The sequence below is a fragment of the Dyella sp. AD56 genome (assembly GCF_002878475.1).
Taxonomy (GTDB): domain Bacteria; phylum Pseudomonadota; class Gammaproteobacteria; order Xanthomonadales; family Rhodanobacteraceae; genus Dyella.
The window spans coordinates 17,861-41,450 of the sequence record NZ_NRDP01000031.1; the positions used below are offsets into that span (position 1 = coordinate 17,861).

The following is a 23,590-nucleotide window of genomic DNA, read 5'->3' on the forward strand; positions in this document are numbered from 1 at the left end:
CAGAGTGTGTGTTTGGCTGGCGTTTGCATGGCGTCAGTGCTTCCCGAGATAGGTTTCGCGTACTTCCACCGGCGCGAAGGGCCAGGACTGGTTGAGACGGGCCCAGATGGCAAATACCACCAGGCCAGCGGCGATCCATAGGCCGGACAGCACCAGCGACAGCGTGGAGGCCGACACGTACACGTACACCCATCCCACCAGCGCGATGATGCAGGGCACGGGATAGAGCCATTGCTTGTACGGCCGCTCAAGGTTCGGCTGGCGCTTGCGCAACACGACCAGTGCGGCGATCTGCGCGATGGACTGCACGATGATGGTTGCGGCTAACAGCATGTTGATGACTTCGGTGAGGTCAAAGAACGTGCCGATGGCCGTCACGACGCCCATGGTGAGCAGCGCCACGTGAGGGAAGCCGTGCTTAGCGTGCAGGTGCCCAAACACGGAAAGAAACACCTTGTCCTGCGCAGCCTGGAACGGCACGCGTGACCCGCCAAGCAGGCCAGTGAATACGGAGGCGAACGCGGTCACGATGATGAGTACGGTCATGATGGCGGCAGCCAGATGCCCCCAGCTGCGCTCCACCACCAGCGACGCCACGGATTTGGATTGGGCGATTTCCTGCCACGGCGCCACGCCAAGTACGCTGATGTTGAGTAGCAGGTAGACGACCATCATCGCAATCACGGAGATGATGATGGTGCCGGGCATGGTTCGTCCCGGGTTGCGCAGTTCGTCACCGATGTAGGCCGTGGTGTTGTAGCCGAGATAATCGTAGATGCCGATGATCAGCCCGGCACCCAGGCCCATGAAGAACTTGCCGCCAAACGTGTCTGCCGGATAGGCAAAGGCATAGTCCGCATGGAAGTGCGAGAAGCCCGCCGCCGATACGCCGATGACGGAAACCAGCATGATGACCCACAACCCGATCGTGATCGCACGCACCGATTCGATGCGGCGATAGAGCATCCAGGTAACGACAGCGGTCGCCGCCAGGCTGATCGCGTGCACCGACCACCAGCCCAGGTTGGGGAAGAAGAACTCCAGATACTCCACCATGCCGATGATGCCCGTAGACATCAGCAGGGGAATCGCCAGCAGCATCGTCCAGATGAACAGGAAGGGCATCAACTTGCCGGTGCGGTATTGGAACGCTTCGCGCAGGTAGACGTACGTTCCGCCGGAGCCCGGCATGGCCGCTCCCAGTTCAGCCCAGACCAGGCCGTCGGCCATGGCGAGGATGGCGCCGGCAATCCAGCCGATGACCGCCTGCGGCCCACCCATGGCCGCGACCATGATCGGAATGGTGATGAACGGCCCGATGCCGCACATCTGCGTCATGTTGATGGCAGTTCCCGAGAACAAGCCGATGGAACGGTGGAAGCTGTTGTCGCGAACGGGCTGGGGCGCGCTGGAATCCTGCATGCTGGCCTTGTCGTGATGGGGTTCGAACGGAGTGTCCATGGGGTTGCCCGTGAAAACGATCGTGTTGCTTTCGATTCAACCCGTGTCGCGCGATCCCCACACCCGCAAACGCGGGTGTGGGGATGCCGCCAGGCCTAGGTCCGTGCGAGATGTTGCTCCGTTTACCACTGGCCGCGCACACCGAACATAAACATGCGCTCGGAGAACGTCGAGTGCGCAGGCTGGTCCGGCCACACCAAGTAATACTTTTGGTATTCATTGGTGAGGTTGGTGCCATCAAGGAACACTTCGGCGTATTTGCTGAACTTGTACGAGATCGATGCGTCGAGGTACTTCTGTGGCGCTTCGTACATCTCCATGCCCGTGATGCCACCCACACTGTCCATCACCGCGCGCCGCGAACGATAGTTGTACGCAACGCGAGCCTGGAAGTGATCGTCCTGATACCACAGGATGAAGTTGCCGGATTTGGTGGAGTTGTCCTGGAACGGAATCTTGTGGCCGGCCAGATCCGTCTCGCCCGAGTTGCTGGGTGCGTACGTGCCGTTTATCTCCATGCCCGTCTTGGACAGGAAACTCGGCAGGAAGGTAAAGCCCTGGCGGTAATCGAACTCTGCACCGTGAATGCTGTTGCCGGTGCCCTGCACAGGCTGGGTGATCACGATGCAATGATCACGAACGACGCCGTCCTCATCCGGCAGCGTACAGTTGGTCACGCTGCCGTTCTTGATAAAGCTGTCCACGTCGATGCGGAACAGCGCAAGGCTGAGCATGCTGGTGGGGTTGATGTAGTACTCCAGCGATGCGCCATAGTTGGTGGAGCGCCACGGATTGAGGTTCGGGTTACCCGTCGAGGTGCCGTTGGCGACGCGGAAGATCGGCCCCTGCGGCGTTTCTGCCAGCGAGTAGTTCAGCTGCAAACCACCGGCCCAGGTGCTGAGATCCAGCGGCATCATGTTCTTGGAATACGCCAGTCGGAACTTCAGGCTCTCGGTCAGATCCAGGGAGAAGTTGGCCGACGGTAGTACGTCCTGATAGCTGCGCTTGGTCTGGGCGGTGCCTGCGTCGACCGGTTCGTCGCCGTAGGAGCCTGGAGCGCCACTCAGGTGCTGAGTGACATCGAGATTGGTGTGGATCATGCGCACGCCGATATTGCCGGCATACGGCATGTCCCAGAGGGTGCCGTCGAAATCACCTTGCAAGTAGCCCGACAACTCCTTCAGCTGCACGGCCCAGGTCGTTCCTGGCTCAGCCACCTGGACCGTGTCGGGGTAGAGCGATTTCCAGAACGAGATGGGATTGACCATCGCGTTAGGGTTGACCGCCCAGAAGTTGATGCCCGAGCCCAGCAGGTTGGTGTATTGCTTGAAGTTGCCTGATAGCGGAGCGGCTGCATTGGGCATCTGCACGGCGGATAGCGGGCCGGCGCGGTAGTAGCCCGTAGCATTGCCTGCCGTGCAGGAGCCGCTATCCATGACCACGTCGGCACCGACATAGCGCACCAGACATCCGTTTGGATCGGTTGCACCCATGCCGCCATAGACCGGCGTTTCCAGCGTCCAGCCATCATTGCTCGCGCTGCGGATGCTGTTGCGCAGGCCGAACTCCAGCTTGAAGCCATCCTGGAAATCGAACTTGCCATCAAAGCGCAGCGCGTTGAGTGCCACCTTGCGGTCGTAGTCGCCGGAAGACTCCAGCGTTTTCATCGTCCAGCCGTTGGGATTGGCGAAATCGGAAGCCAGCGAGGCGGGCATGCTCACCGTGAGGTAGCGGCCGCCGAAGTTGGCGACGATCGGCACCGTGTTCTGCGGGATGCCGTTGGCGTTGAATACGCGATTACCGCCCAATTGCGCGGGATAGACCATCGTGCCTGGCGGCACCGAGTTCGGATCGACGCCGTCCATTAGCACGTTCGGCCACAGTGCACCGTCGGAATCGGATACGTTGACGTCGGTTTCCTGGTTCGACTGAGATGCGGTGTCGTGGATGCCGCGAATGCTTCCCGTGAACGGGCCACCGTCGTCGTAGTCCAGTTGCAGGTTGAGATTCTTGGCGACGGAACTCTTCTGGATGATCTGCGAGTACGACTCCACGTCGCCGGGCCACTTCTCGTACACCTGCGTGGTGTAGAACTGCGAGCCTTCCCAGCCCGGCTGCGGCGTGCCGTAGGCGCCGAGGGCAGGGCTTCCCGTATTGCGCGACTGTAGTGGCACGTAGGTCGCGCCCTGCCAGTTGGTGGAGTTGAATTGAATGCCGTAGTTGCGGTCGTACTCGCGCTGCTGCGAATAGAAGTAGTCGCTGGTTACGCTGAAGCCGCTGCCCAGGTCCATTTGGAATGAGGCGTTGCCGGACTTGCGCTTGCGCTGCGTGATGATGTCATTGAGGCCGATGTCCTGGCTGCCCATGAAGACACCATTGGACTTGCCGTCGCCATTGACGTCCACGCTGCCGTCCGCGTTCTGGACGATCTTTGACGGAATGGGCGCACCATTCCATGGCGTCAGGAAGCCGTTGTAGCCGCCCGCGCTGGCGGCGTTCTCGCCGTTAAGCACGACACCGTACTGGTCGAGGCCTTCGGTGGAATTAAAGCGCCGGGTGTTGGAGAAATCTCCCGAGATCAACAGGCCCCAGTGGCCGCTGTCGTTGTACGAAATGAGCCCGTTGGCCTCCGGCCCTAAATGGTTGGTGGTGGTGCCGCGCTCACCATTGGCGGAGTAACTGTAGGTGAATCCGCTGGGGAGATCCCAGGGTCGGTAGGTATGCAGGTCGATGGCGCCACTGATGCCGCCGTCGGTCTCGTTGGCGGTGGATGATTTCACCACGTCCACGCCATGGAACAGTGTGGACGGCAGCATGGTGAAGTCAGGCTGCTGCGAATCGATTTGATCCGCCGTAATGAACACTTCGCCATTCAACATGGTGCCGACCTGCGGCAGGCCACGCACATCCACCGAAGTACCTACGCCTGCGTCGCGGTTGATCTGTACGCCGGTCACGCGCTGCAGGGAGTCGGTGATGGTGGTATCAGGCAATGCGCCGATATTCTCGGCCGTAATGCTGTCCTGAATGTTTGCGGCATCGCGTTTAAGGTCGATGGCGCGCATCTGCGACGCACGAACGCCGGAGACATTCACGGCCCCAAGCGTGGCTGCGTTCTTTTGTGCGTCACTGCCGTCAGCCTTGGTGTCGGCTTTCTTGGCGTCAGGCGCCGGCGGTGTAGCAGTTTGGGCCGGGCTGGCTTGCGCTGCCTGGCTATCTGTCTGGACATCAAGAAATGTCGATGCTGATGCCGTCGTCGACACGGCGGCGAACAGCGACATGGTGACGGCAAATGACAATGGATGCTTGCGAAGTACGGTGGACATGGGCTTTACCCTCGTTGGTGTTGCCTGTCGAACCTCAGGTGCTCCGTGGAATTCGGAAAAACGCGTACCGCTCGGCGGTGCCTGCGATACGCACGCCGTTGTGATGCAACTGCTCGTTGTCCCCAACTTTGGCCTTGCGAGCCAAAGAGACTTACGTGGTGCTACTGCGCGGACCCCAGACTCCGCGTATCACTTACTTCGAAAACATCACTCGCCCTAACGCCCACTGGCCATCGCGTGGATCGCCGGTAGCGAAGACACATAGGGTGTGAACGCCGGCCCCCGCCGGCGTGGCAACCTTTGCGTCAAGACGTACTTGCCCCTTTGCCTGCGCGACGCCATCCAATGGCAAGCTCGCAAGCAGCGGGCCCGTGCAGGAATCAGCATGAATCTCAAGTTCGCCGGCTGCACTGGTCTTGCGGCGCACCACGGCGTCCTTGGCTTCATCGCCAAAGCGCCACGTGATGCGTTCGGCAGTGATCACGACCTGTTTGACGCCACCTAGCGATGCTCGCGGCCAAAGCCAGCACGCGTTGCCGATGTCGACCGAGTAGACGGGCCTGCTTCCCTGCGTTGGCATGCTGCCCTCCAGACGCGAGGCGGGCTGCTTGGAACAGGTGGCAAGCGCGCTGCTGTCGCGACTCAGTAGGGTGGCTTCATCCAGCACTTGGCTGCGCGGCGCGGCAAGTTCGAAGCCATCCTCCGCAAACGTTGCGGCGCGCAAGGTGGTGTTGCCCGGCAGTGTGAGCGGCTGAGCATGGGCTGTGGATTGCGCGGTTGGCTCGGAGCCGTCCGTCGTGTATCGAATCGTGCCGAATTCCGCCTGGTTGGACAGCACGACCCGTAACGCGCCATGGCTGGCTGCGGCTACCTGGAAGGTGGGTGCGAAGGCATTGTCGGCGTAGTGGATGCCTAGCGCGCGGTAGCGCGCCAGTTCTGCCGGCAGGCGTTGGAGGAAGTCGTGCCAGTCGCGTGCGCTCGCAGGTGACCAGCCAAGCTCGGACAGGGCCGCGACGCGCGGAAATATTGCATGCTGGTCGTGCGCAAAGGTGGGCATCTGCTCGGCCCATAGGCCGGCCTGCACGCCGATGATGTGTTGGGCTTCGGCGGCGCTTGCGCCGCTTGGAATGACGACGGTGTCATAGGCCTGCCGCAATGTCGCTGCGGGTGGCGGCCCCGGCCAATCATCCGGGAGGTCGGACTGATAGTGGTCGAAGTACAGCGATTCCTGTGGCGTCATCACCACGTCGTGACCTTGCTTGATCGCAGCGAGCGCCACTTGCTCATTGTGGTCGTCGTGCCAGGACATCACGACTTGCGAGGCCGGCAGCGTCGCGCCGGCAACCAATTCGTCGTCCCAGCCCACCGGGGTGCGTCCGTGTTCGATGAGATGCGCAGCGACCTGATTCATGAACCAGCCCTGCAGCTCATCCATGTTCTTCAAGCCTAACGTGTGCATCTGCGCACGCACTTCAGGCGATGCGTTCCACTGCTGCTTATCCGCCTCATCGCCACCGATGGAGATATATCGAGAAGGGAATAGCTGCATCACGTCGTCAAGCACGTCATCGACGAACTGCAAGGTTTTCTCGTTGGGCTTGAGTAGCCACGGGCTGACGCCCCAGTCGGTCCACACATCGGGGCGCTTGCCGGTGACGCCCAGCCACGGGTATGCGGCGATAGCTGCCTGCGAATGGCCGGGCAGATCGATTTCCGGTACCACGTCCACATAGCGCTCGGCGGCATAACGTACGATGTCGCGTGCTTCGGCTTGGGTATAAAAGCCGCAATAGGGCAGGTCGGCAGAACCGGTCAGTTCAGTGTCGAGACCCACTGCCTTGCGGCACGCGCCGATTTTCGTGAGTTCCGGATACTTGGGGATCTCGAGGCGCCAGCCTTGATCCTCGGTGACGTGCCAGAGCAGCACATTCAGCTTGTTGAGCGACATCCAGTCGATCAGCTTCTTGATGTCGGCCACGCTCTGGTAGTGCCGGCCGGAATCGAGCAGAAGTGCGCGCCACGCAAACCGCGGGTAATCATCGATGACGCCATGAGCAACCTCGACGGGTGCGCCATGCGTCCATCCGGCCGGTGTCAGCAATTGCCACAGAGTGACGCTTCCGTAAAACGCGCCGCGTGGCGTGCGTGCCGTGACCAGGATGCCGTCGTCATTGATGGTTAGGCGATAGCCGGCATCGCCCGTGACCTCGGCGCTCGCATTGACGTCGAACGTGATCGCCGGATGCGCATCACTCGTGGATGCCATGCGCAGATGCAATCCCTGGGTGTCGGCCACACGTTGCACGAATTGCTCTGCGATGGCCTGCACTTGCTGGCGATCCGCGCCGCGCACGGCGATCAACGCGCCATCCGTGATCTTGGTCGCGCCCGATACGGCCGGAGTGGCCTTCGCGGGCTGCGGGAGTAACGACCATACGGGAGTGGCTGGCGTGGCGACGACCGCTCCCGTCGTCACCAGCCACGCGACGGCCATTCGACAGAAGAACCTGAATGTCGCGCTGCGGCTCATGCGCCGGCCCCGCCTGCCGCGATGGGCATCGGCGCGCCCACGCCGGGCATGCCATGCCTGAGATACCACCTGGCCGCGCCGTGTACGCCGCGGAGGCCGTGTTCGGTTACCCGTACTGGTATCTGGGAGAGCAATGCGCGCGCACTGCGCCCATGCAGGAATCGCTCCTCGAAGGCGCTTCGCTCGAGCAGCTCGAAAATGGATGACAGGAAGCCGCCGGCCAGAAAGACGCCGCCGGTAGCCATGAAGGTCATCGCGAGGTTGCCAGCAAAACTTCCCAGCGAGGCGCAGAAGATCTCCACGGCTTCCACTGCTTGGGCATCGTCGCCTTTCATGGCTGCCTTGGTGACGGCTTCGGGCGCAGCCAGCTTCGGCGCGTCTCCATGTATGGCGCACAGTGCCACGTAGACCGCCAGCAGGCCTGGGCCCGATACGACGTGCTCGAACGGTACATAGCCGCCATCCGGCGCCAGGTGGGCAAGAATCTGCCGTTCGCGAAGCGAGTTTGGTGCGAAATCCATCTGGCCGGCTTCGGTTCCCAGCACGAAGCCGCCGCCTGCGGCGGGGATGTGTACCGCTGCACCGAGGCCAGTGCCTGGTCCAATCAACAGGGTCGGGCCGCCGGTAGGTGTGGCGGGCCCGCACAAGTGGCGCCCGCCGTCGGCAGAGGCATCATCGAGTGCATACGCCAACGCTTCGAAATCGTTGAGTACGGCAATCTCGTCCAGGCCAAGCGCGTGACGCAGTTGCGGCAGGTGAATAGGCCAGGGAAGGTTGTCGTTCACCACCTCGTTGCCCATGATCTGGCCGGCGCAAGCGAGTACGCAGTGCTTCACGGGGATCTTCACGTCGGCGTCGATAAAGGCCTGCAGCAGTTCCGACAGCATCGGAAACTCCGCGCAAACGAATACGCGATAGGCGAGCGTCTGCACTGCGCCGGCGCCATCGTGCGAGGCGCGCATCAGCGCAACACGCCCATGCGTGCCGCCAATATCGGCCGCCAGAAACGGCGCCGCCGGAATCCCCGTCAGTCGGTTTGAATGATCTGTTGCCACGTCCAGCGCGCCCTCTCGCATTGGATCTGTTATCAGCCTGTAACGACATTGACACCGGTGTCAAGTCGTGGCGCAGCATGGGTGAAAAAAGTGCCCACGGGGCGGGGCCATGCTGCGGCCCTGCGATGCTGAGGGTCAGTTGCGGGCGGCCATCAATGCCTCGAGTCGCGCCAGCCACCCAGCCAGCCTTGCTCGAAAAGTTGGCCTGGTGCGCGCTGGGGCGGGCGAGCGCAATGGTCTTTTGATGGTGGTGAATGCCACCGCTCTCGCGTGAACGAGAACGGTGGCAACGACACGGCTACTCCACGATATTCGCCGTGACGTGATACACGCGACCACCCCAGCCATCATTGGGGAAGGCATCGGACACCTTGAGGTAAATCGGCTTGGCGCCATCGGTGGCGATGCCAAGGTACGGTGTCAGATCGATGCTGCGAGCGGCCTTGTTCGAGCCGTCCGTGATGGGTTGCATCTCTTGCAGCACGGTTGTCCAGTGCACGTTATCGGTGCTGACTTGCACCAGGAATTCGTTGTCGATGGTGAGAGTGACTTGCGCCGAGGTGGTATCGGCGGGGAAGGGGAATCGATAGGTGAAGTGGGCCGTGCCGTCGGCGAAGCGGTTCTGCACGCCGTTGCTCTGCGAGCCGTCGGGGTCGAACAGCCACGGGGTTTCGTTGACCGTGCCAGTGTCGAAGTCGATCTTGTGCGCGATCAGCACATCGGCCTGGGTAGTGAAGTGCAGTCCGAAGGCGGCGAGGTTTGCGGTGATCAGGTGATGCCCGTCAGTTGCGGAACTCGGCACGGTCACTTTTAGTGAAAGCGTGTCGCTTACTGGGACAGCGTTACCGTGCGGCTGCAGGCGTATCAGATGGGCTCGCGGGGAGACGTTCCACCCGGCAGGTGGGTCGATGGAGGCGAGCGCTTGCAGCGGGAAAAATCCGGTCGCTGAGGCACGAAGATCGATCGGAATAGCAGTGGCGCCTGACGCGGACGGCATGACCACCGGTTGTGCCGGAGTCATCGTCGCGGCCAACGATGCCAGTGGCGTCAACGTCGGCACGTTGCCGATCAGCGCGCTGAGCGCACTGGCCTGCGTGCGCCAATCGAATACATTGGGGTGGTCATCGCTGGTGATGCCGGACCAGCGCGTACCAAGCCGGCCGGCGGCGTCGCGGTCGTTGCTCCAGATGCCTTCTGCCTGTGCGTCGAGAAATGCCGCGTACTGGCGATCGTGGGTGGTGTCGACAAGGTCAGTCCAGTAGCGCATGAAAATGCCCTTGAACTGCTTGCCGTTGTCGTCACAGGTCTGGTCCGCGGCATCACAGCTCTCGGTGAGGATGCCATCAGTCACCAATGCGTTCGGAGCGATCGCTGCATCAGCCAGGCGTCGCACGCTTGCCAGAATCTGCGGATCTCTGGTGGCACGCCACAGTTCCAGGCCGGCACCTATCGCCATGCCCTGGTTGTAGGTCCACACAGTCTGGCCATTGTTGGTGCAGGAATCAGTGAGTCCGTCGTTGACCAGGCCGTTGGCATTGATCATGCCGCTGCTTTGAAACCACGCCCAGGCAGTGCGGGATCGGGTCAGCCACACGTGGTCACCCGGAATCCGGTTGTGCAATTCGGCAGTGAGTCGTATCCACAAACCGTTGGTGACGGCGTTCTTGTACGTGCGCTCCGCATTCCACCACACGCCACCACCGCAGGTGCTTGTGTCCCAGTAGCCGTCGACGTAATTGGCGATGGTGACGGCCATATCCAGGTATTTCGGGTTCCTCGTCAGGTCATAGGCTTGCACCCATGCAAGGCCCCACCACTCGGAATCATCGATGGCTCGGCTGGTGAAGTTGCCCAGCAGGGGATCTCCTGACAGTACGCCGGCAGGAAATACGCCCTTGTCTTTTTCGAAGGTGTTGTCGAGCTGGCCGAGATAGCGGCGATCACCGGTGCGCTGCATGTAGTCGCCGATGGTTTGCAGTGCGACCGCCGAATTCCACCAACTAGACGGAAACCAGGCCTTGTTCGGGTCGTAGGAGCTCATCAATACGTCCGCCGCCACTCGCGCGCGGGCGACGGCTGTCGACCCGTCGGCTTGTGGATTGGCCGGATAGATTTGTTCGGCGGCGATCGATGGGAGGGTGGCGCTTGTGATGATCAGGCTGACTACAACCAGCCATGTCCGAACTCGTATGCGTATGGCTTCGAGCTTCATGATCAGGAGTGCTCCTGTCGGATACCCACGAAGGGACGAGGGGCGGACCCTCGACTGAGCGCGACCGGTCCGTGGGCGGTGATCCGGCGCGGAGGCGTGCATCTTTGCGGATGTTTAGACGTCTAAATTTGCGCGGACGAACCGATATGGAATCCCCTCCATATTTTGTCCGGAGTACTACTATTCCCCGTATTGGATCGATCTAAATTTGAAATCTAAAAAAAGGCCATAAAGCGATGGCCTCGATATCCAGACACTCGGAAAGCAGTGCTGACGGCGAACTTTAACCTGCTCTTGCACCACAATGCTTGTTGCATTGCAGAAGGCCGAGGTCCACGCCATGCCTCTTTTGATTCGGGCGATGCATCGCCGCTACGTTTCACCTGAGAAAAGCACGAGTGAGATACAGCGATAGGATGAAGTCGCAACGCAAGGCCGCCATTCGACTAGGTCTACTTTTGTGCGCATGCCGCAGAGCACCGTCGACGCTTTCACATTGGTGATGGTTATGCGAAGAGTTGGGCGCGCAGACGTTGTGCTGCTTCCTTAGCTTCTTTGGGGCATTGGTGAGTTGGCCTTCCATCGTGCTAGCTTCGCCGGTGCCGCCGGGTGGCGGCTAACCAACTCAATGGAGTGACGTTATGAATACGCTAGAAACCAAGATCGAGGATGTGGTCAGCGAGGGCAATCTCTTTGCCATTCAAATCGACGGTCCGATGCAGAAGGATGCAGTGACCGGCGTTTTGGAACTGAAGCCAATGGGCTTCCCGCAGGATGCCCGCTGGTATTACAGCGGAGGTTAAGAGGGCGCTTGGTTCACTGAGTTTTTGTTCTGGCGATGTAGCGCCGTCCCTCTCTGGGGGCGGCGTTTTGTCTTCAGGGAGTTTCTATGCTCAAGGCTGAGATCGCGCTGCATGACTTGTCATGCCATCCGAGTTGGAACAATGGCGTGCTGGCGATAGGCGATAGCTGGGTAAAGCCTCACCGGCATGCCGCGTTGGAAACGCTGTTTGTATGTACCGAGGGGCAGTGGTTACTGGTGGTGCGCGAACGTCACGCCACTGCATCTACGTCTGAGATGGACATCACCGGCCCCGTCAGTGCGGAGCGGTTCGATGAACTCTACCGCGCGTGCCTCGTATGGCCTCTCGATTACGTGATGGTCGAGGTGGCAAAGGCAGGGCACCGGATGAGGGTTCGGTCAGGTGCCTACGGTGTCGCTCCTGTCTATTGCCGCGCGACAACGAACGCGCTGGCGGTCTCCTGGGACCTGGCCGATTTTCTTGCGCACCCTCTTTCGATGAATATCGACATTGCGAGCCACTTTCTCGCGCTCGGCTCGATCTACTCCGCGCAGCACATCTGCTCCGGTATCACGATGCTTACCGAGCGAGCGTCGGTTTTTGTGGAGCCGGGCAGGGCGCGCTATCAATACCCGGCTGCGGTCGATACGGCCTTGGCGTCGCCAGCGCAACTGGATGCGGATGAGGCGGAGGAGGCTTTCGGGAAGCTCCTGCACGGCATCGTGATGGCGCGCCCTGCGGTAGCCAATGAGATCGCCGTCGAACTCAGCGGCGGCATGGACTCGGCGACGGTTGCCAGCGCATTGACGAAAGCCTATGGCGCGGTTGCCAGTCGCGGAATTCTGCTGAGTGGCGATGAGCGCACGATCCAGGTGGAGCGGCGCGAGAAGATCGCTCAGCGGCTCGGTCTGCGTGATCAAACCGTGGATATCGATGCTCATCTGCCGACGCTCGATCTCCAGCCGGGCGAGCGAATGGTGTATCCGCACGCCGAGTTGTACATCGAGGCGTTCGATAATCTTTGGGGGAGCGCAAAAGCGCAGGGGCGCGAACTGCTCTTTACTGGTGTAGGTGGCGACGAGCTTTTCCCCGCCTATCAGGACGAGACCGTACAGAAGACGGGCACCGATGGCTCGCTGGTGGGAGATGCGAGAGAGTACGCGGGCAAGCTGCTGACGCCACGCGCGCGGTCCGCCATTCAATCGTCACGCATGTTCGATGCACCCACCGGGCCCGTGCCGGTCTCTTCATTGCTTGCGGGCGCTTGCCAGGCGCCTCATATGCTTCGGCATGGTCTATGGCCGGTTAATCCCCTGAGTGATCCCCGGCTGGTGGCCTTTTGCCATCGGCTTCCGCGTGCAAGCCGGCATGGTCGCGCCACGATGCGAGGGTATCTGGGTACACGCCTTGGTGACGACGTTTTCCCTTTGCACTATGTCAAGGAGACGTTCGCGCGCGTGCTTCCCGAGCTGATCTCGCGGCACGCAAAAACGTTGGCGTCCCAATTGCGCGAGTGCGCGCTGGCGGACCTCGGCCTTGTTGATCACCGCGCCGCACTCGCGTTGCTGAACCAGGTGGCGACTACGCGTAGTGATGCGCCGGCGGCGCCACTGATCGCCTTCCTTTGGCTGGAGAGATTCGCCCGGCAGCTGAGCAACGGTTCGGAAATCAATGCGGCGGGGAGCGGGCGGGTATTCAAATCTGCATGAGGCATATCGGCATCTATGTAGAAATGGCGCGCTAGATCGCGAGCTTGTAACCGACGCCGTAGACGGACTCGATGAGTTCCTCGCCACCCGCCACTTGCTCGAGCTTGCGGCGGAGTACTCTGGCGTTGGTCACGCTCACCACTCAGCCACACTCCCGTCGGCGTGGCGCCACACCGGGTTGTGCCAGCGGTGGCCTACTTTGGCGCGCTCGGTCACGTAGTCCTCGTTGACTGCAATGCCAAGGCCGGGGCCGGTGGGGATATCCACGTAGCCATCGTTGTAGGCGAATACACTGCGGTCGGTCACGTAGTCCAGCAGGTCGTTGCCAGTGTTGTAGTGAATCCCCAGGCTCTGCTCCTGGATGAAAGCGTTGTGGCAAACACCATCAAGCTGCAGGTTGGCTGCCAAGGCGATAGGGCCAAGCGGGCAGTGCAGGGCGAGCGCTACGTCGTAGGCTTCGGCCATCGCGGCGATCTTGCGCGTTTCGGTGATGCCACCCGCGTGCGAAGGATCGGGCTGAATGATGTCGACACCGCCTATCTGCAGCACGCGCTTGAAGTCGTAACGTGTGTACAGGCGTTCGCCCAGCGCAATGGGCGCGGGCGAGATGGAGGCCAGCTCCGGCAGTGCTTCCAAGTGATCGGAGAGCACGGGCTCCTCGATGAACATCAGTTTGAACGGGGCCAGTTCACGCATCAGTACCTTGGCCATTGGTTTGTGTACGCGGCCGTGGAAGTCCACGCCGAGGCCGATGTTGGGGCCCACTGCGTCGCGCACCGCCTGCACGTTCTCCAGTACGCGTGTGACCTTGTCGTAGCTGTCGACGTAGTGCAGCTCCTCGGGGCCATTCATTTTTACTGCGGTGAAACCTCGCTCTACAGCGGCCTTCGCGGCGGCGGCGGTATCGGCCGGGCGGTCGCCGCCGATCCACGAGTACACACGGATGCGTTGGCGCACCAGGCCGCCAAGCAATGCGTGCACGGGTTGACCAAGATCCTTGCCCTTGATGTCCCACAGTGCCTGGTCGATGCCGGCGATGGCGCTCATGAGCACGGGGCCGCCGCGATAGAAGCCGCCGCGGTACATCACGTTCCACAGATCCTCGATGTGGCGTGGATCCTTGCCAATCAGGTAGTCCGATAGTTCGTCCACGGCGGCGGCGACGGTGTGTGCGCGGCCTTCCAGTACCGGTTCGCCCCAGCCGCTGATGCCCTCGTCTGTGTCGATGCGAAGGAAGCACCAGCGCGGTGGGACCAGGAAGGTGGTCAGGCGGGTAATCTTCATGATCGTGGAATTTCCTTAGGTATGGCTGGGCCAGGCGCGAGCGAAGGTCTGCGCGGCAGCGCTGACCGTGGCCGCATCCTGGCCGGGCTTGTAGAGGGCGGAACCCAGGCCGAAACCCGTGGCGCCGGCATCAAGGTAGACCTGCATGCCAGCGGGCGTGATGCCGCCTACGGGCAACAGAGGTGTGCTGTTCGGAAGCACTGCGCGCCACGCGCGCAGTGCTGCAGGAGTGACGAGTTCGGCGGGGAAGGCCTTAAGCCCGTCAGCGCCGGCGTGCAGTGCGGCGAAGGCTTCAGTGGGCGTTGATACCCCGGGCACGCAGAACAAGCCTGCGCGTTTGGCGGCGGCGATCACCGCCGTGTCGGCGTGCGGCATGACGATCACTCGGCCGCCTGCGGCGGCAACTTCCTCCACCGCTGCGGGCGTGAGCACGGTGCCCGCGCCGATCAGGCAGCGCTCGCCGAGTGCGGCATGTAACCGGCGGATGCTCTCCAGCGGCTGCGGCGAATTAAGGGGTACTTCGATAATGCGCAGGCCTGCATCGGCAATGGCGGTGCCAATGGCGACCGCCTCGTCGGGATGAAGGCCGCGCAATATGGCTACCAATGGCAGCGGATCCAGCCAGTCGCGGAACTGCATTAGTGAGAAATTCCTGCAAGAGATGTATCGGGTTCGAGCAGTCTTGCGGCGATGGCCAGGCGCCACAGGCCGCGTGCGGCGGCGTCGTCCGCCGCGTCGATGGGGTTGATGCCGAACAGGGCGGCGGCGCGGTGGTAAAGCGTGCGCTGTGCCGTGTCGCCGACCAGTAGTGGTGGTGCGTCCGCGTGCAGCCAACCTTGCGTGGAGGCAATGCGCCATTCCTCGCCGATCATCAGGCCGGACAGGTACGACGGCACTGAGGTTGGCGAGAGTCTTCCGTCCAGTACCAGTGTGCGCGCGGAAAAGAGGCGCAACAGTGCGCCGGCTTCGCCGCTGTCGCGTGAGGCACGCACGCCGGCGTCGAAGGCTTCGGTGTCGATGCCGCTGTTCTCGCCGTCGGACACGACTGCGCTGAGGATGGAGTGGTGGCGCAATAGTGCGAACAGTTCGCCCGTCATCAGCGTCGTGATGTGGGTGATGTGGCCGTCGTACGTCGTTACCCACTTGCTGTGCGTGCCGGGTAGCACCAGCGTGCGTTCGCCGGTGGCATCGCTGGGTAGTGCGCCGAATACCTGGGTCTCCTCTCCGCGCATCACGTCAGGGCCAGTGGCATCGCGCACGCCGGGCACGATGTCTAGCGAGCGGCCGTCGCCAGCGTCTACCGAACGGATGCCGGCTGCCAGCGCGCCGAGGTCGGCGGGTGCGTTGATGTAAGGCACCTCGAGCCAGCCCTGGCGGCTGCCAACCATGCCGGCACTCAGTAGTGGCAGGCCGGTTGGCCAGTCGGCGAGTACGTCAGCCAGCGCGCCCGCAAAGCCGCCATGGGGAAGTTGGCGGACACCCCAGGTGCGATGGCGGCGTTCGCTGACCTCGCCATGGGCGTCGAACAGGAAGGCGCGCAGGCTGGAGGTGCCCCAGTCCAGGCCGATCAGTCGCATCATCGAATCAGCTCTCTGCCGAGCGGCCCTTCTGCATGTTGGCGCGCGACTCCTCCACCACGCCTAGCATGGCGAGGCGGGCCGCCTCTGGGTCGCTGCGACGAATCGCTTCGAGCACCTTGCGGTGGGCGGGTAGTGCGGACTTGAAGTTCTTGGCGGTGCGTGCGGACAGCACGAAGAAGGTGCCGAGTGCGTTCTCGATCACTGTGAACAGCGAAATCATCAACTCATTGTTGGTTGCATTGAGTACGGCCTCGTGGAAGGCAAGGTCGGCGACCGCCCAGGCCTCCAGGTCGACGGCTGCTTCCATGGCCGCGTAGGCTTCGTCGATCTGCTGCAATTGTTCGTAGGTGCGCTGTTTTGCGGCAGCAACGGCGGCACCCGGTTCGATCACCTCGCGCATCTCTGCCAGCTTGCGCACGAAGTCTTCGGTGGGCATCAGTTCGCAGCGCCATGCCAGCACGTCGGCGTCGAGCTGCTGCCAGGCGCGTGCGTCGCGCACGCGGGTGCCGACCTTGGTGCGTGATTCGACCAGCCCCTTCGCGGAGAGCACTTTCATCCCCTCGCGCAGCGCTGTGCGACTCACCTCAAGCTGCTCGGCGAGCAGTTCCTCGCGAGGGAGTAGTTCGCCGGGCTTGAGGCTGCCACCAATGATGCGTTGACCGAGTTCGTGAACCACATGGCCGTGCAGGCTGCGAGCGGGCGTGGTGGCCCGTGCTCGGCGTGCACGTACGGAGGAGGGTGGGCTGGAGTGTTTGGTCATGGGGTGCACCTCTGCATGGCAGTCGGCCTAATTGTCACACAAGAAACTTTATGGCAAAGACGCCGAGTGGCGTTCTTTGCACTACTTTAATACTACTAATGATCTTTGTGGCAAGGGCGAATAAATTTTTTGGCGACTTGTGATGCGTCGCGGCATGGCCCTGATGATGACAATTTTCGCTTTATATCCGGAAGATATGTCTTATTTTTTCGCCGTACTGGCATTGATGCTGTTGCGTTGCACCTAAAAAGTCGCTCCAGGTGGAGCCAAGTTCGTGTTGTTATTAATCATACCATATGCTCATATGCCGATCCACGCGAACCAGCCTTCTTGTCGGTTGGCGTCGCACAGAGGGTCCGCTTCGGTGAACTCGAGCGACCTCGGCGGTCGCTGCCATCACCCGGTGGCACGGCTACCAAACAAGAACAGCGTCTTTGGGAGAGGAAGACATCATGCAGACGAAGAAGCTCACGGTGGGCATCCGCAATGCGTTGTTGTGCGCGTTCGGCGCCGCATGCGGGTTAGGGGTGAACGATCTTTACGCGCAGGTCGCGACGTCCGCTGCGGCGCCTGCGCCAGCGACATCGGCCGCGCAGGACGGGGGCGCTGCCGCCACCGATGCGCAAAAGAACGCAACCAATCTCAATGCCGTGCAGGTGACCGGTCAGCTGGAGTCGCTGTTACGCGCGCAAGAAACCAAGCGCGATGACATCGGCGTGGTCGATTCGGTGTCCGCTGCGGAAGCGGGCCAGTTCCCCGACCAGAATGTTGCCGATGCATTGCAGCGCGTACCGGGTGTGTCGGTGAATCGCAGTGGTGGCGAATCCTCCCAGATCACTGTGCGCGGCTTTGGCCCGCAATTCGTCAACGTGCTGGTGAATGGCCGCGATATGGCTTCATCCTCAACCGACCGCGCGTTCGATTTCGACGTGCTGCCGGTGGAGCTGTTGCAGCAGGCGGTGGTCTACAAGACGGGTATGGCTAACCTCGACGAGGGCGGCATCGGCGGCACCGTCAATCTGGTGACTGCGCAGCCCATGGATTTCAACGGCTTCCACGCCTCTGCGAGCGCGGGTGGCATGAACGACACCTCGGCTGGCGGCAAGGTCACGCCTAAGGTGTCGGGCATCATTGGCAACACCAATGCCGACCATACCTTCGGTTGGCTGGTCTCGGCGGTTTACTACAAGCGCGACCACGAGACCCAGTCGGTGGATACCTCCGGCTGGATGCATATGGGCTTCCCGTGGGTAAATCCGAACTACACGGACGTCTATCTTCCGCAGAGCCTGCAAGGCTCGGTCACTCACGAGAAGCGCACTCGCCAGGCGCTCAGTGGTGCGATCGACTGGAAGCCTATCGACGACCTCACTGTGAAAGTGGATGGCTTGTACTCCGAGTACAAGGTGGACTACGGCTACAACGCTTTCGGCCTGTATACCAATCCGTATGTGATCGACTCCATCACTCCGGGCGCAAACAACACCGCGCAATCCTTCAGCGAGAACGCGACGGGCGGCATGTCAAACGACTACATCAAGGAGTCCAATCCACGTGACTCCAAGAACATGCAGTTTGGCCTCAATCTGAACTACCAGATCGACAAGGACACGCAAATCGATCTTGATTCCTCGGTTTCGCGCGCCTGGAACAAGCAATCGGCGAACGGTTACTTCGTGGTAGTGGGTGCGCGCAACATCGGCGTCAATCCGGCTTGGACCAATAACGGCGACAGCCTGTTACCCAGCTACACCGATTTTCTCTCGCCCACCGACGTCAATGATCTGCATGCGCACGTGACCAACGAGGGTACGCAGAGCCCGAACGTGAGCAACGGCATCTTTGCGAACCGACTGCACCTCTCGCACACGTTCCAGGAAGGCGTGCTGTCCCGGTTGGACTTTGGTCTGGAACAGTCGTCCCAAACCAAGACGATGGATACCTACAACACGCCTAACAGTTTCGGCTGCGCGGAATATTGTGGCTACGTCGCGACCATCCCTGCCTCGGCGATCGGCGCGCACGTGGCGAATTTCGGCTCGCTGGTCGGCGGCGTCTCGCCGGGCTTCCCGTCGCAGTGGGTCGACTATGACGTCAACAAGCTGTTCGCTTATCTCGCCACGCCTGCCGCGTACAATCAGCTGCCGAATGCCGACGCTTTCAAAGCGCAGTTGGATGCCAATGGCGGCAGCTTTGGTGCAATCCCCGATCCACAGAAGTACAGCCGCATCCACGAACTGGTGCGCGCGGCCTACGCGATGGGTACGCTCGACGGCAACATGGGCGAGATGCCGTGGGAATTGAACATGGGCTTGCGCTATACCAAGACCGATACGACCTCGGAGGCGTACTCGGTGCCGCTGGTGTCGCTGGTTGTGAATCCCAATGACCCGACCAATGCGATTCCGACCTACGGCTCGATATCGCCGATCAGCGCACACGGTAGCTACAGCAACTGGCTGCCGTCGGCGAGCTTCCGCCTGAACCTGCCTGATGACCTGCTGTTCCGCGCCGCCGTGTCCAAGACGCTTACGCGTCCGGATCTAAGCAACCTGTCTGCTGCGGTCGGCTACGATTTCCGTCCCACGGATCAGACCATCACCAAGGGCAATGCGGAGTTGAAGCCCTATCTCTCCAAAAACCTGGACCTGGGCTTGGAGTGGTACTTTGCCGATACCAGCTACGTGTCGCTGGATACCTTCTACAAGAAGGTGGACAACTTCAGCACGCTGGTGACCAGCACCACCGAGGTGCTCGGCTTTCCGTTCCTGCTGACCGAGCCTGTGAACCTCAATAGCGCCACCATCAAGGGCGCGGAGTTCACCTTCAATTACCAGTTCACCCACTTGCCATCGCCGTTCGACGGTCTGGGTGTGGCGACCAATTACACCTATGTGACCAGTAGTGCATCGGCTAGTGGTAGCGAGATCAGCACCACTGGCAAGTTCGCTATCCCAGGCATTGGCAACTCATCCAACGCGAGCTTGTTCTACCAGAAGGGTCCGGTGGAGTTGCGTCTGGCCTACAACTGGCGCCAGGCCTACCTGAACTCGATTGCCGGTGCGCAGGGTCAGCCGACCACCGTCAAGTCCTATGGGCAGCTCGACTTCAGTGGCACCTACCATCTGAACAAGAACGTCTCGTTTTACCTGCAGGCAACCAACCTCAATAACGAGAAGATCTATCAGTATCAGGTCTATCTGGATCGCGAAAGCTACGCTGAGGCCGATGGCCGGACGATTGCCGCTGGCGTGCATATCGACTGGAAGTAAGCTGGTTTGACCTGGTTTGCGGCGTATCTGCGGCGAACTGTATCGAGCGGCTGCGTCCATCAGGGCGCGGCCGCTTGCATCATGAAGGGTATGGATATGATCGAACTGAGCGGCATGGCGTTAGCGGCAGGCATTAGTCCGCCATTCGGCGGCGGCCTGGCCTATTTCGACGCGTGGCGCGAGGGCGTCAGGGTTCCGCTGATGCGGCCGCTACGATCACCTGCGATGTCGCCGGATGCGTTCGAGCCGAACCGACTGGCCTGCTATCCGTTGGTACCCTGGAGTAACCGCATCGACCGCGGCGGTTTTGAGGTGGACGGCGCGCATGTCGCACTGTTGCCGAACCGTGCGGATGATCCGTATCCGATTCACGGCACCGCTTGGCAGCGGGCATGGCGGGTGGAGCAAGATGGGCCGGACGGCGCTTTGCTCGTGCTCGACGACGCGACGCCGGGTGCCTATACCTACCGGGCGGAGCAGCGCTATGCACTGCGCGGCGACACGCTGCGTATAGCGCTGACGGTGCGCAACGAGGGTGAGGCGCCGCTGCCGTTCGGACTCGGGCTACATCCGTTTTTCCTGCATCATGACGGTGCGCGCTTGCGCGCTGCGGCGACGCAGGTGTGGCTCAATGATGGCCATTCCCCGATTCCGGTCGAACGTGTCGCGGTGCCGTCAGCCTGGGATTTTCGCGCCGGCCGCGCGCTGCCTGACGAAGAGATCAACCACTGTTTCGTCGAATGGGATGGCCATGCAACCATCGAGTGGCCGGGGCTGGGGTTGGCACTCGATCTTGCCGCTGATATGGATGCCTTCATTCTCTACACGCCAGTGGGTGCCGACTTCTTTTGCTTTGAGCCGGTAGATCATTGCATCGATGCGGTGCATCGCCCTGGTGGTGCACTCGCCAATGGCATGACGCGGTTGGCGCCGGGTGAGCGGCTGACACGGCATGTTGCATTCCGCGTGCGACCGTTGGTAGCGGACGCTGCGCCGCTTTCTCCCTTTGGCACCTGATGTTGCGAGGATACTTTCCATGAATGCAAGCACCCACCACTTCAGCGCCACAAGTCAGCCGCGTCTACGGGGCAAGCGCGCACTGATTACCGGTGCGGGCAGTGGCATAGGTAGCGCCATCGCTGAACTGTTCGCGCGCGAAGGTGCGGATCTCGTTCTGCTTGACCTCACCGCGCCTCCCGCTATGGAGGTCGGTGAGCGGCTGATACAGGCGACCGGCCGCCGCATCGTTACAGTGAGTGCGGATGTGTCTTCGTCGTCGCAGGTGGAGGCGGCGTTTGCCGGGGCGCTGGGCGCTTTCGATGGGCTGGATATCCTGATCAACTGCGCCGGCGTCAATGTGTTTGGCGATCCGCTTCAGACGACGGAAGAGGACTGGCGCCGCTGCCTGGATACCAACCTCGCAGGCGCATGGCACTGCATCCGCACAGCCTTGCCATCCATGCTCGCGGCGGGCTACGGCCACATCGTCAATATTGCCTCGGTGCATGGACACAAGATCATTCCCGGCGCGTTCCCGTATCCAGTCGCGAAACACGGGCTGATCGGGTTGACTCGTTCGCTGGGTATTGAATATGCCGCGCGCGGCATCCGCGTTAACTCGATCTCGCCGGGGTTGATCATGACGCCGGCAGCCGAACGCTACTTCCAGTCCTGTCCCGATCCGGAAGCGGAACGTCGCCGGCAGGCCGAGCTACTGCCGTGCAAACGTATCGGTCAGCCGGAGGAGGTTGCCTATGCGGCGTTGTTTCTTGCCAGTGACGAAGCGCGCTTCATCAATGCCACCGATCTGCTGATCGATGGTGGGCGCAGCCAGATCTACCACGACTGAGCACTTGCTCGGCTGGAAGGCGGGAGATCGCTCCCGCCAGTCTGGTCTCACGCCGGGCTGTGGCGACGATTCAATCCGTGCGGCCCGTCAATCGCGCTTCCATCGCCTCCAACGGTACGCCGGCCGTTTCGGGCACGCGTCGCAGAATGAACACGAAGCCGCTCGCGCAGATCAATCCATAGGTCCAGAAGCTGCCCGCAGGCCCCAGGCGCGCATTGAGCCAGGGAAATGTGTAGGTAAGCACGAAGCAGGCGGTCCATAGGGAGAACACACCCAATGCCACGGCTTGCGCGCGGATGCGGTCAGGGAAGATCTCGGCCAGTAGCACCCAGGTCACTGGCGCCAGTGTGGTGGCGTACACGGCAATAGCCGCCAGTACCAGCAGTAGCACGGGCAGGCCCGTTACGTGCAGCGCGTAGGCGGCGCCGATCAGTGCATAGATGATGGCCAATGCACTCGCGCCGACCAGCATCAGGCGGCGGCGCCCCCAGCTATCGACCAGCCGCAACGCGAGCACGGTGAACACCAGGTTCACCGTGCCGGTGGCGACGATGGACTTGAGTGCATCATTCACGTCGAAGCCGGCTGACGCGAAGATGTCCTGCGCATAGTTGAAGATCACGTTGATGCCGCACCACTGCTGAAACACAGCCAGCACTACGCCAATCACCAGGATGGGTCGTACTTCAGGTGCCAACAGTGAAAAGCGCCTAGCGTTGCTGGTTGCCCCGTCGTGAGTCGCTCGGATCGCTGCGAGCACTTCGCGCGCGTAATCTGCGCCGCCAACGCGTTCAAGTACGGTGACGGCCTGAGCATCGCGGCCGCGCCGACTCAGCCAGCGCGGTGACTCGGGAATCGTCAGTGCAAGCAGCAGGAAAAGCACCGCGGGCACGCCACCGGAAAGGAACATCCAGCGCCAGCCATGCTGCACGTTCCACGATTGCAATAGTGCTGCGGCGTCCATGTCCGCTGGCACCGGACGAGCGATCCATAGGTTGACCAGCTGAGCGAGTAGTACGCCGATCACGATAGTTAGCTGATTGATCGCAACCAGGCGGCCACGGACTGCCGCTGGGCTGACCTCCGCGATATACATCGGTGACAGGCCGGAAGCCAGGCCGATACCGATGCCGCCGACGATACGGAACGCTGCAAACGAGAGTGCGTCATTTGCTTCGGCGGCACCGATCGCGCTGACAACAAACAATACCGACGCGATGATCAGCGAGGGGCGGCGGCCATAGCGGTCCGCGAGCATGCCTGCGCACATGGCGCCAACGATGCAGCCGACCAGCGCCGAGCTCATCAGCCAGCCGGACATGGCTGGGTTGCGCACGCCAAAGTAAGTCTCGTAGAACAGCTTGGCGCCACCGATTACTACCCAGTCGTAGCCAAACAGCAGCCCGCCGAGTGCCGCTACCAGGCAGATCAGCCAGAGGTAGGCGGTGGGTGCGACGGCGGCGCTGTCGGGCAGGGTGCCCGGCATCGAGAAATCGTTATGCATGAGGACATCGGCTCCGCGGGCAGGGTGCGCCCGAGTGGGTGTGGCATGTGCGTCTTGTTTTGTAAATTGTCATACAAAAAGACAAGAAGCAAGGACGTGTTATCGCCTATTTATCGATGACTTGTTGCCAATAGTCATACAATATGTTTGCATCCATGAATCCACTCGCTCGGCGTGTTGCGTCATGGGCGTCTATTCAAAATCGCGGAGCACGATGACGTGATGGCTGCAACAATCTTTGAGGA

Annotated in this window: 16 protein-coding genes; 6 read left to right on the forward strand and 10 right to left on the reverse strand. The window is 61.4% G+C overall.

The window, feature by feature from the left end; genetic code table 11:
* Window positions 1–33: 33 nt before the first annotated feature.
* The 4 genes from DyAD56_RS19710 to DyAD56_RS19725 form a co-directional block, all read right to left on the reverse strand.
* Window positions 34–1,461 carry an APC family permease gene (locus tag DyAD56_RS19710; RefSeq protein ID WP_233202693.1) on the reverse strand — a complete coding sequence of 476 codons (1,428 nt, stop codon included), beginning with the start codon at window positions 1,459–1,461 and terminating at the stop codon, window positions 34–36.
* A gap of 122 nt (window positions 1,462–1,583) precedes the next feature.
* A complete protein-coding gene (locus tag DyAD56_RS19715) occupies window positions 1,584–4,787 on the reverse strand; it encodes a TonB-dependent receptor (RefSeq protein WP_102304545.1) in 3,204 nt (1,067 codons plus the stop codon).
* Window positions 4,788–4,980: 193 nt separating this feature from the next.
* The gene (locus DyAD56_RS19720) at window positions 4,981–7,281 is read right to left on the reverse strand and encodes a family 20 glycosylhydrolase (RefSeq protein WP_158241398.1); all 2,301 of its coding nucleotides are present in this window, start codon (window positions 7,279–7,281) and stop codon (window positions 4,981–4,983) included.
* Between the two features lie 32 nt (window positions 7,282–7,313).
* A complete protein-coding gene (locus tag DyAD56_RS19725) occupies window positions 7,314–8,372 on the reverse strand; it encodes a glucokinase (RefSeq protein WP_233202695.1) in 1,059 nt (352 codons plus the stop codon).
* Window positions 8,373–8,481: 109 nt separating this feature from the next.
* Here DyAD56_RS19725 and DyAD56_RS23980 point away from each other — a divergent pair, with 109 nt between their 5' ends.
* Complete coding sequence (locus tag DyAD56_RS23980) at window positions 8,482–8,646, forward strand: hypothetical protein (RefSeq protein ID WP_158241399.1); 165 nt, start codon at window positions 8,482–8,484, stop codon at window positions 8,644–8,646.
* A gap of 24 nt (window positions 8,647–8,670) precedes the next feature.
* Here DyAD56_RS23980 and DyAD56_RS19730 read toward each other — a convergent pair whose 3' ends face one another.
* Window positions 8,671–10,584 (reverse strand): glycoside hydrolase family 76 protein, encoded by a 1,914-nt coding sequence (locus DyAD56_RS19730; protein ID WP_102304548.1) that lies wholly within the window; start codon window positions 10,582–10,584, stop codon window positions 8,671–8,673.
* A 641-nt stretch (window positions 10,585–11,225) separates the two neighbouring features.
* Between DyAD56_RS19730 and DyAD56_RS23985 the strand changes: the two genes are divergently transcribed.
* Window positions 11,226–11,387 carry a hypothetical protein gene (locus DyAD56_RS23985; RefSeq protein ID WP_158241400.1) on the forward strand — a complete coding sequence of 54 codons (162 nt, stop codon included), beginning with the start codon at window positions 11,226–11,228 and terminating at the stop codon, window positions 11,385–11,387.
* Window positions 11,388–11,473: 86 nt separating this feature from the next.
* Window positions 11,474–13,096, forward strand: coding sequence for a hypothetical protein (locus DyAD56_RS19735; RefSeq protein ID WP_102304549.1), 1,623 nt, complete (start codon window positions 11,474–11,476; stop codon window positions 13,094–13,096).
* A gap of 135 nt (window positions 13,097–13,231) precedes the next feature.
* Here DyAD56_RS19735 and dgoD read toward each other — a convergent pair whose 3' ends face one another.
* Genes dgoD through DyAD56_RS19755 form a run of 4 tightly spaced genes read right to left on the reverse strand, consistent with a single transcriptional unit; the run spans window position 13,232 to window position 16,720 of the window.
* Window positions 13,232–14,380 (reverse strand): galactonate dehydratase, encoded by a 1,149-nt coding sequence (dgoD, locus tag DyAD56_RS19740; protein ID WP_102304550.1) that lies wholly within the window; start codon window positions 14,378–14,380, stop codon window positions 13,232–13,234.
* Between the two features lie 15 nt (window positions 14,381–14,395).
* Window positions 14,396–15,019 (reverse strand): 2-dehydro-3-deoxy-6-phosphogalactonate aldolase, encoded by a 624-nt coding sequence (locus tag DyAD56_RS19745; RefSeq protein WP_102304551.1) that lies wholly within the window; start codon window positions 15,017–15,019, stop codon window positions 14,396–14,398.
* Complete coding sequence (locus DyAD56_RS19750; RefSeq protein ID WP_102304552.1) at window positions 15,019–15,960, reverse strand: 2-dehydro-3-deoxygalactonokinase; 942 nt, start codon at window positions 15,958–15,960, stop codon at window positions 15,019–15,021. Before DyAD56_RS19750 ends, DyAD56_RS19745 begins: the two co-directional genes overlap by 1 nt.
* A 4-nt stretch (window positions 15,961–15,964) precedes the next feature.
* Window positions 15,965–16,720: a FadR/GntR family transcriptional regulator gene (locus DyAD56_RS19755; protein ID WP_102304553.1), complete on the reverse strand. Its 756-nt coding sequence runs from the start codon at window positions 16,718–16,720 to the stop codon at window positions 15,965–15,967.
* A 452-nt stretch (window positions 16,721–17,172) separates the two neighbouring features.
* On the opposite strand from DyAD56_RS19755, the gene DyAD56_RS19760 reads away from it, so the two are divergent.
* The 3 genes from DyAD56_RS19760 (at window position 17,173) to DyAD56_RS19770 (ending at window position 21,841) form a co-directional block, all read left to right on the forward strand.
* The gene (locus DyAD56_RS19760) at window positions 17,173–19,992 is read left to right on the forward strand and encodes a TonB-dependent receptor (protein ID WP_102304554.1); all 2,820 of its coding nucleotides are present in this window, start codon (window positions 17,173–17,175) and stop codon (window positions 19,990–19,992) included.
* A gap of 96 nt (window positions 19,993–20,088) precedes the next feature.
* Window positions 20,089–21,009, forward strand: coding sequence for an aldose 1-epimerase (locus DyAD56_RS19765; RefSeq protein ID WP_158241401.1), 921 nt, complete (start codon window positions 20,089–20,091; stop codon window positions 21,007–21,009).
* A 19-nt stretch (window positions 21,010–21,028) separates the two neighbouring features.
* Window positions 21,029–21,841, forward strand: a complete 813-nt coding sequence (locus tag DyAD56_RS19770; RefSeq protein ID WP_102304556.1) for an SDR family oxidoreductase — start codon at window positions 21,029–21,031, stop codon at window positions 21,839–21,841.
* 70 nt (window positions 21,842–21,911) lie between these two features.
* Here DyAD56_RS19770 and DyAD56_RS19775 read toward each other — a convergent pair whose 3' ends face one another.
* On the reverse strand, window positions 21,912–23,345 hold the full coding sequence (locus tag DyAD56_RS19775; protein WP_199179053.1) for a sugar porter family MFS transporter: 1,434 nt from the start codon (window positions 23,343–23,345) through the stop codon (window positions 21,912–21,914).
* Between the last annotated feature and the right edge of the window lie 245 nt (window positions 23,346–23,590).